We start from the raw sequence: 15,381 nt of genomic DNA on the forward strand, positions 1-15,381 counted from the left end.
GCGGAGGAAATTTGGGATAGTTTTGAAGGGACTATCGAAGGAATCTCATCGAGAAAATTCACCCTTGATTTTCCAGGCTTTTAATTTAGCGCAAACCGCTTCTTGTCCAGGTTGAGGAGGCTTTTTAGGAATCTGCTCAAAACGACGAGCGATTTTTTTCTTCCCAATAGTCTCGAATCTCTTCAGGTGACAATCCAAATTTACCTTTGCGGGCGGGTTAAAAAAATTTTCCAATGGCTTCATACAAATCGTTTTAGCTATGACAATTAGGGCAAGACATGGTTTGATTTTTCAAATACCATTTTGTGAGTCAGCAACGCCACTTTACTAACCGCGATCGCATCCCTTCGTCCCCTTAACTAAAAAGCGATCGCATTCTGCAAAAAGCAGACGCGATCGCACTTATTACTGATATTTCCACCGATCTGCTGGTACTCAGATCACAGTTAATGGTCTCGAAGGCTATAACTATTCCTACAAAAACTGCGATCAAGTCGAGCTAATTGATTCACATTGACATCATTTAAACGTAATATGAACATCGCTTGTGTCGCATCCTGAGCCTGAAACGTTTATGTTTCCCTTGAAAGGTCTCAAATCCTTCATTTGACTCAGATCGCTGCTTGTCTTGTAGCTCGTTGTATCGGTCTGAGGTTAAGGTTGAGGTAGTGGCACACAAGTCGTGATTTTAGCTGCCGTTACCTAGAGCAGATCGTAGCCAAACCACTACCTATGTACGACTACTAAAATTATCGACAAGCATGAAAAGGCTCTGAGACTATCTGGCTCCAATCTCCACCGGAGTTTTTGTCTGATAGCCACTGCCAACCCATCACACCGCCAGGTTCAAGACCATCGATTACCCCTTGACAAATGAAATCGGCAAGTTCTTCTGGAGGGACGTACCCCGTGTTACCTGGAAATACATCATTTGGTGTAACTGGCTTACCAATGACAATCTTTTCTAGAGGAACTCCATTTTCGTGAATTTCACGGACAGAAGTCTCTGGTTGATTCCAGCCAGAATTTATGAAAAGCATCTCATAAGTGTCATAAGGTGTTGATTCTCCTTGGTTGTAGTACTGAATGTTGTAGAAATCAATTAGATCCCCAGCTTTATCATTAACTTGAAGATAACCGTAAAACTGTGCGGGACTCAAATAAGGTGCTTGGGGAGCATGGGAGATGATTGCCTCTGGGTATACCATTTTGACGGCCATAGTTGCGTCCGCCAACCAATCAGAGGTCTCATCAGGTTGACCATTAGGAAGGTTTTCTATGTCAAAATCAACTCCATCAAAGTTGTAGTTTAGCGCATATTCACCAAGTTCTATTCCATATTCTATCGGATCGTACATGGTCACTGGTGCTTCATATTCCCCACCGGCAGAAATCAAAACGTTGATTCCTTGCTGGTGAAAACCTTCCACAGCTTGGCGAGTATCACCAAAGGTTCCTAGCTCCCATTCTAATGCCGGTCCGGTAGATCCACTCTTGTTCCAAAAAGCAAATAGTATGTAATTGTATTCGCCAGTATTGTCAAGAATAGAATCCAAGGCAGCCTCTGGAGGAAAGTATGTGTCTATCTGCCCTATATAACCGACGGTCTTTGGCGATTCTAGTGCCAAGCTATTGGGGACAAAACTCAATAATGTCAACGGAATGACAAGGAGAAGAGAGAGGAATTTTTTCATTTTCACTCCAATCATTTTTTCAAGTTCTTAGATATTGGTGATGTTTGGTGCTGTTTGAGATATCTCATCACTGGCACCAGGGAATTGCCACCAAGGAAATACTCAATTTTATTGGTAGGCAATCCCTAAATTCGAATCGTGGGGTGAACATCACCCACTGGCAAGTTTTGATTTCAAGCGTTAAGCTAGATTTTCTTTAATTGCCCGATTCTATAATAAAGACGATTTGAAAGGGTAATTTATGAATTTTTTGAGTTGGCTGTTTTTATAAATAAGTCTCAATACAGGGTTTTTCGAGGTACACAGAATTTTTTCCCTGTTCCCAATTTTTAAGTTTCCTATTTCCTGCTCTGTTCGCGTTTGGCCGTGGGCCACGCTACGCGAACGCGCAGCGGAGGCCGTAGGCCACAAGCGTGGCCTACGGCTTTAGCTCTCTAAAACCCAGAAATTTGTACCTCGTCCAAAAAGCGATTCTCTGAAAGAGTCCCTACGGGAACGCACTTTATCCAACTTTATAGAAGTAGCCCTAGGTTGGGTTGAACTTTCTGAAATATAACTCTCTTAAGGTAACAAAATGCAGAAATTATTTTGAGTTTCCTAGCCTTAAACTCAAGCTACACGATGAGTGCATCTTTTTTTGTTGTAAATCTTAGGACTTACGAAATTTAGTTGGTTTTGCCCCCCTGCCCCCCAATTCTGGGGGGTAATGATGTCAAAGTCCCCCAGAATTGGGGGACCAACGGGGGCACTTGCGTAAGTCCTGTCTATAACTGTTGGGGAGTATGGGGAGGTGGGGAGATGGGGCTCATAAGGGTAGGTTTTTAACAAAGACGTGAGGTGTGGGGTGTGGGGTGTGGGGTGTGGGGTGTGGGGGATAAGAAAGCGATGCAGCGCGGTCTTGGGGGAAACCACGCCAGTAGCTCATGGTTTGAACGGGCCCCGCGTCGCCTTTGGCGATAGTTACCGTAAGACAGGCTCGCCTTAATCAATGGAGGCGCGCTTGACCTTTGAAGAATTAAATTACGGGGTCGCGCCTCAAGTTAAAACCCATGCATCTGCATAGCCTACCAACCATAAAGGCTCAACGTAATCAGGTTTCGTCTCCGGGGTGGCCTCCTTTGACCGCGCTGGCTTCCCTGTTCCCTTGCTGCATCGCTTGTTCGTTGTTTTCCTTTTTAACGACAATAATGGTACATTTTCTTATCCCCCACACCCGGTCACCCTACACCCGGTCACCCTACACCTGAGATCTTTGTAAAAAACCTACCCCTGTGAGGGGAGATGGGGGGGATTTTTATTAATTGGTGCAGCCTGCCTTTCACACACCGCTGCTTCAAAACACAGACAACCATGTTTAGGGTTGCATAAATGGCGGATGATTTTAATAGTTTTGTAGAATAAGCATCTTGGTGAAACGGGTATCTTGGTGGAATGGGTATCTTCGTGAGGTGGGGATCTTGCTGTGGAATGGGCATCTTGGTGGGGTGGGCATCTTGGTGGGGTGGGCATCTTGGTGGAACAGGCATCTTGGTGGGGTGGGCATCTTGGTGGAACAGGCATCTTGGTGGAACAGGCATCTTGGTGGGGTGGGCATCTTGGTGGAACAGGCATCTTGTTGTGGAACTGGCATCTTGCCAGTTTCCTGCCTGGGGCGGGCAAGATGCCCACCCCACTCACATTTATCCGGCTCCTCAGCAATGCCTCATTGTTGACTTCTAACGTCTCCTCAGAAGTAGCTGGAACAGGAAGCGATTCAGAGTGCTGCAGCGATAGTGCTACCTCCTGCACTTCCTCACCAACAACACTCTCCACTTCCTCCACCGCAACAGATGATGTCACCGTCTCGCCCACAATCCGTTCAACTTCTGTATTCCCCTGGGACTTGTTCTCGTTTGCTGACTTTGTTGCCTCATTAGTTGACGTAACCGATAATTCCGGATCAGTTTCATCCTCGCCGATAAAATATCCCCTCAACTCCTCTCGCAGCATGGCTCGCGCCTGGGAGATGCGCTTGCAGACATTCTGGTAGGAAATATCTTGCTGTTGGGCTATGTCTCGATAAGACAGTTCTTGATAAAAATGCAAGATAAACGTCTGGTGCAGCCGAGCAGGTAAGTTATCAATGGCACGGCGGATAGCAATTTTTTTCTCGTCTGTTTCCAAAGCCCTTTCTGGGGTATCCTCACAGGAAACCAATCCTTTTTCCTCTGGAATCCCTTCTATATCTTCAACCTGGTTAGCGCTGCGACAATGTTCTCGATGAATATCCACGCAGAGGTTATGAGTCAGCTTTGTTAGCCAAGGCTTAAAATTAGCGATTTTTCGCCCAAATTTTTGCACCTTCTCCCATGCCTTGAGCATGGCCCGACTCAGGGCATCTTCAGCATCGGTAGGGTTTCCACCCATCCACCTGAGACAGCGATGATAGAGATAGTCTTGATATTGCTGCCATTGCTGCCAAAACTCTTTCTCTGAAACCTGATCGGATTGGCCTAATCCAGTAGAAATGGCTTCTAATTGAATATCTGATCTCATCATGAAATGATTTGAATACTTTTGTGGAATTAGCATCTGGCTGTGGAATCGGCATCTTGCACGTTATCAATAGACCTCTTGCATAAGTCTCATAAACCGTCGGTGTTGACAAGGCAAAAGGCATACATGCAAAAGGGATAGATTTTGATTTCATAAGCAGGCGGACACGATTAATTACACATTTTCCAAAACTCAAAGCCTTACAATCTAAGGCTTACAGAGATTGGGAGTAGGTAATTAATTTTGTAATGGTGCTTATTTATTTTTGCAAGAGGTCTAATATTTTGGGGCGGGCAAGATGCCCACCCTACTCCTATTCATACCTTGATTCAGCAACGCCCATAGGATAAGTATTTTGGCTGATTAATTTTGAAATCTTGTCTGAGTAAGGCTTCTAGAATGTAGATGCATTTTCCCTGTTAAAAATTGCTTTACTATTGGTTTACTTTGTCACGAAAATTGGCACACTCCACCCACTAGAATCATCGAGATTCTTTCAAGGGTGATTATCTCTATAGGGTATTATTTTGAGTTACCCATACCTAGACTCGAGATAATCGAGTTTTGGAATAACCCAATAAATTATGGAGTGTTAAGCACCGTGTTTAACTTGGCTACTTCAAACTTTGGAAGTAATTGCCCCCGAAATAAATCCAAAACAGCTATCTGAAGGATGGGGACATAATAATTAAATTTGCCACCCATTTATCTTTTTGTATGCTCCGCATATTAAGCTAATCCATTTACTAGAAAAGATCAAGTTCTATGAAGCCTTAAGGGGCGACGAAACAGGTTAAATTTATCTTTATTGAAAATAGTTTCTATTTAAACCATAAACATTTAGGTCTCTTAGGGGTGGATAAATTAAGCTATAAGGCATACTCAATCAACCTCACAGCTTGTTAAAGCCTGTAAAACTCAAAATTATTATTAATAAATTTTAGCAATACAAAAAATGTTTGATTAGACCAAAACTCCATTAACCTTATCCATAAAAGTCAATATAAGTGTAAACCTATCCAAAAATTACTGTTTCTTGGCTGGGCTGGCGTCAGTTCTTGCCAGAGCCCAATATCTCAGTGACCATGAAGCTATAAGGCACACTGAATCAGGATTATGGCTTGTTTATCCCTCTAAAAAAAATAGTAATTATTGATAATAATTTTTATTAAGTTCAGAGCTAAATTAGACTAAAACTCAATTCCCCCTATCCAAAACAGTCAGGGTAAGCTGATCTAAATTTTATTGAAAATGTACTTGACAAAAATCCCAAACTATCGTGTAAGCCACAAAACTCAAGTCAAACTATAGCCTTTCTATTTGATAGGTGAACAAACTCGCCCTTGGGAAAGGCAAGAGGCAAAGGTAAGCTGATATAAATCTAAATTTTCTCTAAAATGTACTTGACAAAAATCCCAAACTATCGTGTAAGCCACAAAACTCAAGTCAAACTATAGCCTTTCTATTTGATAGGTGAACAAACTCGCCTTTGGGAAAGGCAAGAGGCAAGGGTAAGCTGATATAAATTTTAGTTAAAATGTACTTGACAAAAATTGAAAACTATCCTTAAAGCAAAAAAAATTAAATAAAACTATAGTATTTCTATTTGATTTGTGAACAAACTCGCCCTTGGAAAAGGCAAGAGGCAAGAGGCAAGAGGTAATACTTAATCAAGTATCTAGGGATTTTTGGTAATGTCAAAAACTGTAATGCTTGTTTACATTTCATTTATAAAAACTATAGTGGATTGGATAAATAGGGATTGTTGCCTCAGTGGAGAAGTCAGGGAAGACATTGAGGATACATTGTGCGATTGACCGTAGGTCACGCTACTTGAGGTGCATCTACTAGACTTCGCGGCAGTTGTCGGGAACAGCGGATCTGGGAACAGGGAACAGTGGACAAGAATTGAGGTAAACACTATCAGAAAAATACTTTTGCAAGAGGTCTACTAAATTTGAGATCAACTTAAACGCTGGCAAAGCCACAAAGCAAACAGAGGTAAAGCGAGTCGGTAGCCTTGCTCGGAGCCATAAATCAAACCTTTGTGCTGCAATCCAGCGATCGCTCCTTGGAGAGAACCCCCTCTTGATAGGTAATGCTTCTGAATATAATCTCGACTTTGTGGCTTGTCGGTAGGGTCTAGGGCGAGGGATTCTAACAGATGAGCTTGATTAGCTGGAAGCAGCATCAGTAATGACTCGAAGACCATGGATAAGTCGGCTAGCAGTTCTTGGATGGCCTGCTGAACATGGCCATCACGAATTAGTCCGTCAGACACTCGTACGGACTTGAGGCGTCGCACCAGTGCCGAAGCATCACCGAAGTGTCCTTGCACGGCATTGACAAAGATTTCCAGTGCTTGCGATCGCGGATCGAAGGTCAGCCGTTGGGTATGCAAAACTTCAGTGACCCAAGCCGCAACCACATCATTAGCTAAAGGAGCCAGCTGCACAATTTCCAAATTATTCCCTGGTTCATGGGGATAAATGCTGGTTTCTGCGATCGTTGCCACTAGCACATAACTCACCTGAGTCTGACCCTCGATCTGTTTCCGCAAAAATTTTTCCCACACCCCATGACGATCCCAAGAGCGGATGTGGGGGAAACTTTCCAAAATCAACACTACCCGTTCCCCCTCAGATTCAGCTAACCTTTGCAGAAGATCGAGTAATGCTTCAAATGCTTTCCGTTGCAGCTCTTTGCTCTGGATCCGAACCGGTTTAAGTCCCTCTGTGCCACTGCCTTCATCCTTCAGGACAAATAATTCCGCTGCCTGACCTTCAATCCAATCTGCCATTAGAGCTTGAACTGTTGCCATTGGAAACGTCTGGTTTATGCTCTCCCACAGCAGTTGCACAAAGCGCTGACCATCCGTAACCCGGATGCAGTCAACCTCCAGGATTTTAACTCCAACTTCCCGTGCCGCCCGCCTTACCAAAGTCCGCCGTCCGCTTCCGGGCACTCCCACAATCAGCACGTTGCCATCACGGGCTAAAACGTGAGCGATGCGCTGGAATTGTGCTTGCCGCCCAACCAATTCAAATGGTACTGATAAATCCAAAAGATTCACGGCTAATGCATCCCGATCCCAAGTGTAGAAATCCTTCGGCGGCACACCTTCACTAGTTGCCAAGCCCCCAACTGTATCGCTGGCATCCTCAGGGCTGAGGTTAACCATTGATTTGCCATGAGTGGATTCTGTCATGTGCTATTGCCCGTATTTTTCCAAATCCCAAGCTCAAACCAAAACCTTGGTGTGGGATGAGTCTATGGTGTACCTTGGAACTTATCAATAGTGTCAATAGTTCCTAGCACTATTAAAACGTGCTATATATTTTATAGCACTGTTCGACAGTATTATTGTATAAAGATAATTACCACCAACCCTTACCCAATAGGCAAAAACCCGTGTTAGAAGCATTCATATTTGCCACAATATTGTGCGGATTTTTCGGCATCATCCTTAAAAAGAACCTGGTTATGAAAATCATCTCTATGGATATCATGAGCACGGGGGTGATTGCCTATTACGTGTTGGTGGCATCCCGAGATGGTTTATTCACACCTATTCTTTCAAACGTCGAAAATAGGGCTTACGCAGATCCGGTGCCCCAGGCAGTGATCTTGACAGCGATTGTGATCGGCTTTTCCATTCAAGCCTTGATGCTAGTAGGTGTTATGAAACTGGCACGGGACAATCCCACCCTGGAAAGCAACGAGATCGAGAAGAATAATACCCCATGAGTACCATTACCATTGCCTGGATTGCCCTGCCGCTATTTGTGGGATTCAGCATTTATCTGCTCCCCAAACTTGACCGATACCTCGCCCTAGGGGTTGCTATGGTTTCGGTTGAATATGGGACACAGCTATTTCTTCGAACAAAATCGCCATTAACCTTAGAGCTGCTGGATAATTTTGGTGTCACATTACTAGTTGATCAATTAAGCGCCTTTTTTATCTTGACCAATGGGCTGGTAACCGCAGCAGTCATCCTCTACTGTTGGCAAAGTGGTAAAACAGCTTTTTTCTATACCCAAACCATTATCTTACATGGCAGTGTCAATGCCGTATTTATCTGCGCAGATTTGATCAGTTTATACGTAGCATTAGAAGTAATCAGTATTGCTGCGTTTCTGTTGATTGCCTATCCCCGAACCGACCGATCAATTTGGGTAGCCTTGCGCTATCTTTTGATCAGCAATACAGCCATGCTGTTTTATCTGATCGGCGCAATTTTAGTCTATCAGGCCAATCATTCCTTTGCCTTTGAAGGGTTGCGGGGAGCAACTCCAGAAGCTCTTGCCCTGATCTTTCTGGCACTGTTAGTCAAGGGGGGAATATTTGTCTCAGGATTGTGGTTACCCTTGACCCACTCCGAATCTGAGAGCCCAGTGTCGGCATTGCTATCGGGAGCTGTGGTCAAAACGGGAGTCTTTCCACTGTTGCGTTTTGCTCTGATTGTGGAGGAACTTGATCCCATCGTCAGGATATTTGGAGTGGGGACAGCGCTTCTGGGAGTAGGCTATGCCGTGTTTGAAAAAGATACCAAGCGTATGCTGGCGTTTCATACCATTTCCCAGTTAGGCTTTATCCTAGCCGCACCAGAAGTAGGGGGCTTTTATGCCCTGACCCACGGCCTGGTGAAAGGGGCGCTCTTTTTAATCGCGGGTGTTTTGCCCAGCCGCAACCTCAAGGAACTGCAACATAAGCCGATGAATACCCAAATCTGGATTGCCCTGGCTATAGCTAGCTTCTCAATTTCCGGCTTTCCCTTATTGTCCGGCTTTGGGGCGAAGGTGTTGACCATGAAGAATCTAATGCCCTGGGAAGTTATCGGTATGAATGTTGCTGCCCTAGGAACAGGCATATCCTTTGCGAAATTCATCTTTCTGCCCCATGGGGATAGCAGCCAAGGGCAGGTAAAGGTCAATTTTTGGTTAGCGATGATACTGTTGCTCGGTGGGCTGATTGCCGTCAATAGTGTGTACTACCAAGCATATAATTTTGCCAATATTATCAAACCCCTGGCAACCATTGCCCTTGGGTGGTTGGCATATTTTTTGATTTTCAAACGATCTGTAATCAAGCTGCCCCGTGTGCTTGAAGAATTTGACCATCTGATTGGGATGATGAGTCTGATGTTAATCCTACTGTTCTGGATGGTGTTTCCATGAGTACCATTACGATTCCCTGGATTGCTCTACCGCTATTTGTGGGATTCAGCATTTATCTGATCCCCAAATTTGACCGATACCTCGCCCTAGGGGTTGCCCTTTTTTCGGTTGAATATGGCACACAGCTATTGCTTACGGCAAAATCGCCATTAACTATACAGCTGCTGGATAATTTCGGTGTCACATTACTAGTTGATCAATTAAGCGCCTTTTTTATATTAACCAATGGGCTGGTAACGGCAGCAGTCATCCTCTACTGTTGGCAAAGTGGTAAAACAGCTTTTTTTTATACCCAAACCATTATCTTACATGGCAGTGTCAATGCCGTATTTATCTGTGCAGATTTCATCAGTTTATACGTAGCATTAGAAGTAATCAGTATTGCTGCGTTTCTGTTGATTGCCTATCCCCGAACCGACCGCTCAATTTGGGTAGCCTTGCGCTATCTTTTTGTGAGCAATACAGCCATGCTGTTGTATCTGGTCGGCGCAATTTTAGTCTATAAGGCCAATAATTCCTTTGCCTTTGAAGGGTTGCGGGGAGCACCTCCAGAAGCCCTTGCCCTGATCTTTCTGGGACTATTAGTCAAGGGGGGAATATTTGTATCAGGATTGTGGTTACCCTTAACCCACTCCGAATCTCAGAGCCCAGTGTCGGCGTTGCTATCGGGAGTTGTGATCAAAACGGGAGTCTTTCCACTGTTGCGTTGTGCTCTGATTGTGGAGGAACTTGATCCCATCGTCAGGATATTTGGAGTGGGTACAGCGCTTCTGGGCATAACCTATGCCTTATTTGAAAAGGATACCAAGCGTATTCTCGCCTTTAGCACGATTTCCCAGTTAGGCTTTATCCTCGCCTCACCAGAAGTGGGGGGCTTTTATGCCCTGACCCATGGTTTGGTCAAATCAGCGCTCTTTTTGATCGCGGGTGTTTTGCCCAGCCGTAACCTCAATGAACTGCAACATCAGCGGATTAATACCCCAATTTGGATTGCCCTGGCTATAGCTAGCTTCTCAATTTCCGGCTTTCCCTTATTGTCTGGCTTTGGGGCGAAAGTATTGACTCTGAAGAATATAGTGCCCTGGCAAGTTATCGGTATGAATGTTGCTGCCCTAGGAACGGCAACATGCTTTGGTAAATTCATCTTTCTGCCCCATGGGGATGGCAGCCAAGGGCAGGTAAAGGCCAATTTTTGGTTAGCGATGATACTGTTGCTCGGTGGGGTGATTGCCGTCAATAGTGTGTACTACGAGGCATATAATTTTGCCAATATTATCAAACCCCTGGCAACCATTGGCCTGGGATGGTTCGCATATTTGTTGATTTTCAAACGATCTGTACTCAAGCTGCCCCGTGTGCTTGAGGAATTTGACCATCTAATTGGGGTGATGAGTTTGATGTTAGTGTTATTGTTCTGGATGGTGTTTCCATGATTGGGCATCTAAATCTAATTTTACGACTGGTTATCTGGTTTTTGCTGACTGCTAATCTGAGTCTGCCAAATATCATCATTGGCATTGCGATCGCATTTTTATTACCGGGACGCCCCAAAACCCCAGAAGCCTTAAAGGATTGGCTGCGGGTGCTCGGTGAAGTGATAGTGGCGATTCCCCAGGCATATATTGAGGCATTTGAAATCATGCTCCGTCCCCATAACCACGAAGATGTGATCATGGAAGGAGTCAAACCCCAACGGACCCCTGGGCTAATATTCCTGGATATATTCCTGATCACCTTTACACCAAAAACCATTGTGTTGAAATACCACCAAGATGGTAGGTACGAAGTTCACCGGGTTAGACGGAGGAGAAAGCGATGACACTGATCCTGATTGCCATGATTCTGGCTCTGCTCATCCCTATTTATGAGGCTTGGCAAGATGATGATATTTGGCAAAAAATGTTGGCATTTGGCAGTATTGCCACCAAGACATCCATCATGATCCTGATGGTATCTGTCTTGCGCGATGATTGGATGATCGGTGTTGTCGGAGTGATCATCTTGAGTGTGGGGAATGCTGGATTAATGTTACTGGCACACGTAATTAAACGAATGAGTGATGTATGATTAATGCACTGAGTTACACTTGCATAGGTGTCGGAATCCTATTCTGGTTTTGGGGAACCTTTCCCCTGATCGGTGAGCGATCAGTATTATTCAAGCTACATAGTCTTTCAGTGGCAGATACCCTCGGCTCGATGAGTATCATCGTCGGGCTGCTCCTGAAGATACCCAGTGAATGGCCGCTGCTGATTCTCGCCATTATCTCCTTAGCGATCTGGAATACAGTGCTGGGATATGTGTTGGCTTACTGTTCCAGTAGTGGGGGTGACGATGACTGATAACTATATCACTGATAACTATATCTATATCATAACCGCCCTGCTGCCTTTGTCCGCCTTGATGCTGGTATTTCAGGTCAATCCATACAATGCTCTGGTGATCCGAGGCATACTGGGAGCGGTGGCGGCTTTGGTCTATGCCATGTTTGGGGCAGCGGATGTTGCTTTGACCGAAGCATTGGTGGGTACAATGCTAGCCATTACCCTCTATGCGGTTGCGGTGCGTTCATCCTTAACCATGCGTCTTGGAGTGATCCAAGACTGGGAAGTTGAGGCAGATGGAGAGTCTTTACCAGAGGGCAAGACCAAACCGGATTTTGGGGAACTGATGAATGACTTACGCACAATTCTGAACAAACACTATATGCGCCTTGAGCTGGTAACCTACACAGATAGGGATAGCTTGCACCGGGCGCTGTTGGCAAAAGAAGTCCATGGGACCTGTACCGAAGATGAGGGATGGCTCTTTGAGCAGGACCAGAGGGAATTAGCTCCAGGAGCTACCCAGAAGGCATCACCAGAGGATGATCAAGACCAGGTAGGGCAAGAGTATGAAACCCTACCTTATCACACCCAGACCAGGGTTCAACGCCTCTATGAAATCATGCAAAGTGAACTTTCATTATCGGCGACAAGCCTAACTTATGTAAATATACCAGAGGCAGGGAAAGATCATTAATGAAATGGATTTACATTGCAGCAGGGATAGCGCTGTACGTCAAATTTATGGTTTTGCCCAATCCGGCGGCAGACTTATCAGATATGTCTATCGTCGAATCCGTTGTACAAGATACTGGAGTGCCCAATGCCGTTTCGGGTATCATTTTCCGGAATCGGCTCTATGACACCATCTTTGAAGTGGTGGTATTTACGATCGCGATCATGGGAGCTAAATTTCTACTGGCCGATGAAAAGCCCTTCTGCACGATCTATCAATTTACCGATAAACCATCAATTGTTCTAGCGCGTCTGGGAGCGACGATTGCGGCGTTGGTAGGTATCGAGCTGGCGATTCGGGGGCATCTGAGTCCAGGAGGTGGTTTTGCGGCTGGGGTGGCGGGGGGAACCGCAATCGGTCTGGTTGCCATCACCTCATCATTCCAGTGGATGCAGGCAATCTACAAACGCTGGCAAGCTGCTAGGTGGGAAAAGGTTTCAGTTTTGATTTTTATTGTACTAGCGGTTATAACGTTGACAGGAGTAGAATTACCCCACGGGGAGTTGCAGACACTGGTCAGCGGTATCGTCATCCCCTTACTCAACATCCTGGTTGCAGTAAAAGTAGCTTTGGGTTCGTGGGCAGTTATTTTGGTTTTCATTCATCATCGGGGATTGCTATGATCGATTACAGCGGTTTTCAATTTAATGAGGTACAAAATTATGGGTTTTAGGGACCAGCGATCCCCCCTAACCCCCCTTAATAAGGGGGGAAAAGAGCAGGGAACAGAACAAAAATCCTGTGTACCTTATAGTTATGAAAAACGCTGTATTTTTACTTACAGCCATTCACCCACACCCAGTAAGGCAAAGCATGCTGCTTGTGATCTCCTCAGCATAACTACTATGGTATAGCGGTTTTAAAGCTAGTAAGGTTCAATAAAGATGATACCTCAGATAATTTTACTCTAGCAGTTTTTAGTCTAATGAGGTGCAACAGATTTTTTAAATCTTACCTGTTCCCTCTTATATATTCCCTTTGAAAAATTATATATTCCCTGTTCCCTGTTCCCTGTTCCCTGTTCCCTAACAAAAAAATGTACCTCACATAATTAAAAACTGCTATACATATCATCATGGTTAACACAGACACGACCTTAGAAGATACCAGCCTGACAGTAGAAAGTCGAATCTCCCAAGTGACCGTCTACTCCAACCAGGCAAGGGTGACGCGGCGGACTAAAGTCTCATTGACTGGGCAAGAGCAAGAACTGGTAATCCCTCGGCTACCGATGACCATCGAAACTGAGTCGGTGCGAGCAACAGGGACTGGTACAGGGGTTGTGCGATTATTGGGAGTACGGACAGAAAAAGTCTTTGAATCTGAACCAGTGGGGGAACAAGTTGTTCAATTGAGTGGGCAAATCAAGGAGTTGGAAAAACAAAAACGCCACCTCCAAGACCAGCAGGCGTCAAAGGAGCTAGCACGGAATTTTGTGGAGGCTTTGAGTGATAAAGCTGTCCAACACTTTTCCCGCAGTATTGCCCAACAACAGATTGGCTTGCAGGAAACAGGTGAATTTCTGAACTTTCTGGAGCAGCGTCACCATGCAGATGCGATCGCTATCGCTCAACAACAAGAACAACAGCAACAGTTACAAAAGCAAATAAATGCTCTGAAAGCTAAGCTACAACAGTTGAAAACGCCCCGTCCCCAGGAGAGCTTGAGCATTATTGTCACCTTAGCAGCAGAGGGGGCGGTGGATTTTGACCTAGAAGTCTCCTATGTAGTGAATCGTGCCAGTTGGATACCACTTTACGACTTGCGCACCAACAGCAGTAGCGATCGCATAAATCTGAGCTACCTGGCACAAGTCAAACAAAACACTGGGGAAGATTGGTCTAACGTTAGCCTTACTCTTTCGACGGCTAAGCCTGGACTGGGAACCCTACCCCCTAAGCTGGAACCATGGTACATTCAGGCACTAGACCAACAACCTATCCGAGCTTTGCGAAGGGAAAAGAGTAGGGCAATGTCTAAGTCAATGTCAGAATCATCTCCAGATCAAGACTATGAGGATGAGTCGGAAGCATTGACAACTCGTAGTGCTTTCCAAGCCATGTCAGCACCAGCACCAGTTGCTGCCCAAACAGTGGTAGCAGTAGTATCCACAGAAGGAGGTGTGGTTACTTTTGAGTTAGATGGTAACAGCAATATTCCCAGTGATGGTTCCCCGCACAAAGTGACTATTTTCAGTGATGAATATCCTAGTAATCCTGAGTATCTTGCCATGCCTCGGTTAGTTAGCTTCGCCTACCTACAAACTGTTGTTACCAATCCTGTTACTGGTGCAACCTTGTTACCAGGCAAAGGGAATATCTTTCGTGATCAAACCTTTGTTGGTACAACTAACTTGGAGAATATTGCACCAGGACAAGAATTCAGGCTAAACTTAGGGATAGATGAGGGAGTTAAAATTGAGCGGGATTTAGTGGAGCGTCAAGTTGATAAGAAATTAATTGGCAACCAGCGCCGCACGACTTATGCCTATCGACTCGTAATTACTAATTTGCAAAGTGAGCAAAAAACGTTGGTAGTAAAAGAACAGTTGCCAGTGAGTCGTGATGAAAAAATCAAAGTGCGGCTGACTCAGACTAATCCCAAAATACAGACCGGTGAGATGGGATTGCTAGAATGGAAACTTGATTTATCAGCCCAGGATAAGCAAGAGCTATATTATCAGTTTATCATTGAACATTCCCCTGAGTTAAAAGTGATTGGTTTAGATATTTAGCTGGGATACTGATTTTTCTGGGTTGTCTTATTACAGGATAATTTTAGTATTTCAAAAGTAATTTGATACAGCGTTTTTAATAGCTATTAGGTACACAGTATTTTTTACCTATTACCTATTACCTATTACCTATTACCTATTACCTATTACCTATTACCTATTACCTATTACCTGTTCC

General features: G+C 44.7%; 14 protein-coding genes. 9 read left to right on the top strand and 5 right to left on the bottom strand.

The features are described from left to right. Nucleotides 1-45 precede the first annotated feature (45 nt). The 5 genes from BJP34_RS46970 to BJP34_RS03305 form a co-directional block, all read right to left on the bottom strand. On the bottom strand, nucleotides 46-243 hold the full coding sequence (locus BJP34_RS46970) for a hypothetical protein (RefSeq protein WP_070391109.1): 198 nt from the start codon (nucleotides 241-243) through the stop codon (nucleotides 46-48). A gap of 506 nt (nucleotides 244-749) precedes the next feature. Continuing rightward, entirely contained in the window at nucleotides 750-1,658 is a 909-nt protein-coding gene (locus BJP34_RS03295; protein WP_158516977.1) for a glycosyl hydrolase family 18 protein, read from the bottom strand. 1,299 nt (nucleotides 1,659-2,957) lie between these two features. Beyond that, the gene (locus BJP34_RS03300) at nucleotides 2,958-4,232 is read right to left on the bottom strand and encodes an RNA polymerase sigma factor (RefSeq protein ID WP_202972066.1); all 1,275 of its coding nucleotides are present in this window, start codon (nucleotides 4,230-4,232) and stop codon (nucleotides 2,958-2,960) included. A gap of 1,599 nt (nucleotides 4,233-5,831) precedes the next feature. Then, a complete protein-coding gene (locus tag BJP34_RS48300) occupies nucleotides 5,832-5,957 on the bottom strand; it encodes a hypothetical protein (RefSeq protein WP_267876467.1) in 126 nt (41 codons plus the stop codon). A 235-nt stretch (nucleotides 5,958-6,192) separates the two neighbouring features. Then, nucleotides 6,193-7,437 (bottom strand): ATP-binding protein, encoded by a 1,245-nt coding sequence (locus tag BJP34_RS03305; RefSeq protein ID WP_083304975.1) that lies wholly within the window; start codon nucleotides 7,435-7,437, stop codon nucleotides 6,193-6,195. 203 nt (nucleotides 7,438-7,640) lie between these two features. Here BJP34_RS03305 and BJP34_RS03310 point away from each other — a divergent pair, with 203 nt between their 5' ends. The 9 genes from BJP34_RS03310 to BJP34_RS03355 all read left to right on the top strand — a co-directional run bounded on the left by BJP34_RS03310 (nucleotide 7,641) and on the right by BJP34_RS03355 (nucleotide 15,203). Further along, entirely contained in the window at nucleotides 7,641-7,976 is a 336-nt protein-coding gene (locus tag BJP34_RS03310; RefSeq protein ID WP_070391112.1) for a cation:proton antiporter subunit C, read from the top strand. After that, entirely contained in the window at nucleotides 7,973-9,409 is a 1,437-nt protein-coding gene (locus BJP34_RS03315; RefSeq protein WP_070391113.1) for a cation:proton antiporter, read from the top strand. The genes BJP34_RS03310 and BJP34_RS03315 overlap by 4 nt, the downstream gene beginning before the upstream one ends. Beyond that, nucleotides 9,406-10,842, top strand: a complete 1,437-nt coding sequence (locus BJP34_RS03320; protein WP_070391114.1) for a cation:proton antiporter — start codon at nucleotides 9,406-9,408, stop codon at nucleotides 10,840-10,842. The genes BJP34_RS03315 and BJP34_RS03320 overlap by 4 nt, the downstream gene beginning before the upstream one ends. After that, a complete protein-coding gene (locus tag BJP34_RS03325) occupies nucleotides 10,839-11,228 on the top strand; it encodes a Na+/H+ antiporter subunit E (RefSeq protein ID WP_070391115.1) in 390 nt (129 codons plus the stop codon). The genes BJP34_RS03320 and BJP34_RS03325 overlap by 4 nt, the downstream gene beginning before the upstream one ends. Then, on the top strand, nucleotides 11,225-11,476 hold the full coding sequence (locus BJP34_RS03330; RefSeq protein WP_070391116.1) for a hypothetical protein: 252 nt from the start codon (nucleotides 11,225-11,227) through the stop codon (nucleotides 11,474-11,476). Before BJP34_RS03325 ends, BJP34_RS03330 begins: the two co-directional genes overlap by 4 nt. Beyond that, nucleotides 11,473-11,751, top strand: a complete 279-nt coding sequence (locus tag BJP34_RS03335) for a monovalent cation/H(+) antiporter subunit G (RefSeq protein ID WP_070391117.1) — start codon at nucleotides 11,473-11,475, stop codon at nucleotides 11,749-11,751. Before BJP34_RS03330 ends, BJP34_RS03335 begins: the two co-directional genes overlap by 4 nt. 7 nt (nucleotides 11,752-11,758) lie before the next feature. After that, nucleotides 11,759-12,430, top strand: coding sequence for a DUF4040 domain-containing protein (locus BJP34_RS03340; protein ID WP_070396465.1), 672 nt, complete (start codon nucleotides 11,759-11,761; stop codon nucleotides 12,428-12,430). Then, on the top strand, nucleotides 12,430-13,092 hold the full coding sequence (locus tag BJP34_RS03345) for a Na(+)/H(+) antiporter subunit B (protein WP_070391118.1): 663 nt from the start codon (nucleotides 12,430-12,432) through the stop codon (nucleotides 13,090-13,092). Before BJP34_RS03340 ends, BJP34_RS03345 begins: the two co-directional genes overlap by 1 nt. A gap of 452 nt (nucleotides 13,093-13,544) precedes the next feature. Beyond that, complete coding sequence (locus tag BJP34_RS03355; protein ID WP_070391120.1) at nucleotides 13,545-15,203, top strand: mucoidy inhibitor MuiA family protein; 1,659 nt, start codon at nucleotides 13,545-13,547, stop codon at nucleotides 15,201-15,203. Nucleotides 15,204-15,381: the final 178 nt, after the last annotated feature.

Origin of the sequence: Moorena producens PAL-8-15-08-1 (genome assembly GCF_001767235.1) — a bacterium.
Taxonomy (GTDB): domain Bacteria; phylum Cyanobacteriota; class Cyanobacteriia; order Cyanobacteriales; family Coleofasciculaceae; genus Moorena; species Moorena producens_A.

Bases quoted from the DNA above. Each gene is read 5' to 3' on its own strand.
- BJP34_RS03345 (WP_070391118.1), top strand. From the start codon at position 12,430: ATGAAATGGATTTACATTGCAGCAGGGATAGCGCTGTACGTCAAATTT.
- BJP34_RS03320 (WP_070391114.1), top strand. From the start codon at position 9,406: ATGAGTACCATTACGATTCCCTGGATTGCTCTACCGCTATTTGTGGGA.
- BJP34_RS03305 (WP_083304975.1), bottom strand. From the start codon at position 7,437: ATGACAGAATCCACTCATGGCAAATCAATGGTTAACCTCAGCCCTGAG.
- BJP34_RS48300 (WP_267876467.1), bottom strand. From the start codon at position 5,957: ATGAAATGTAAACAAGCATTACAGTTTTTGACATTACCAAAAATCCCT.
- BJP34_RS03315 (WP_070391113.1), top strand. From the start codon at position 7,973: ATGAGTACCATTACCATTGCCTGGATTGCCCTGCCGCTATTTGTGGGA.
- BJP34_RS03300 (WP_202972066.1), bottom strand. From the start codon at position 4,232: ATGATGAGATCAGATATTCAATTAGAAGCCATTTCTACTGGATTAGGC.
- BJP34_RS03355 (WP_070391120.1), top strand. From the start codon at position 13,545: ATGGTTAACACAGACACGACCTTAGAAGATACCAGCCTGACAGTAGAA.
- BJP34_RS03335 (WP_070391117.1), top strand. From the start codon at position 11,473: ATGATTAATGCACTGAGTTACACTTGCATAGGTGTCGGAATCCTATTC.
- BJP34_RS03330 (WP_070391116.1), top strand. From the start codon at position 11,225: ATGACACTGATCCTGATTGCCATGATTCTGGCTCTGCTCATCCCTATT.
- BJP34_RS03325 (WP_070391115.1), top strand. From the start codon at position 10,839: ATGATTGGGCATCTAAATCTAATTTTACGACTGGTTATCTGGTTTTTG.
- BJP34_RS46970 (WP_070391109.1), bottom strand. From the start codon at position 243: ATGAAGCCATTGGAAAATTTTTTTAACCCGCCCGCAAAGGTAAATTTG.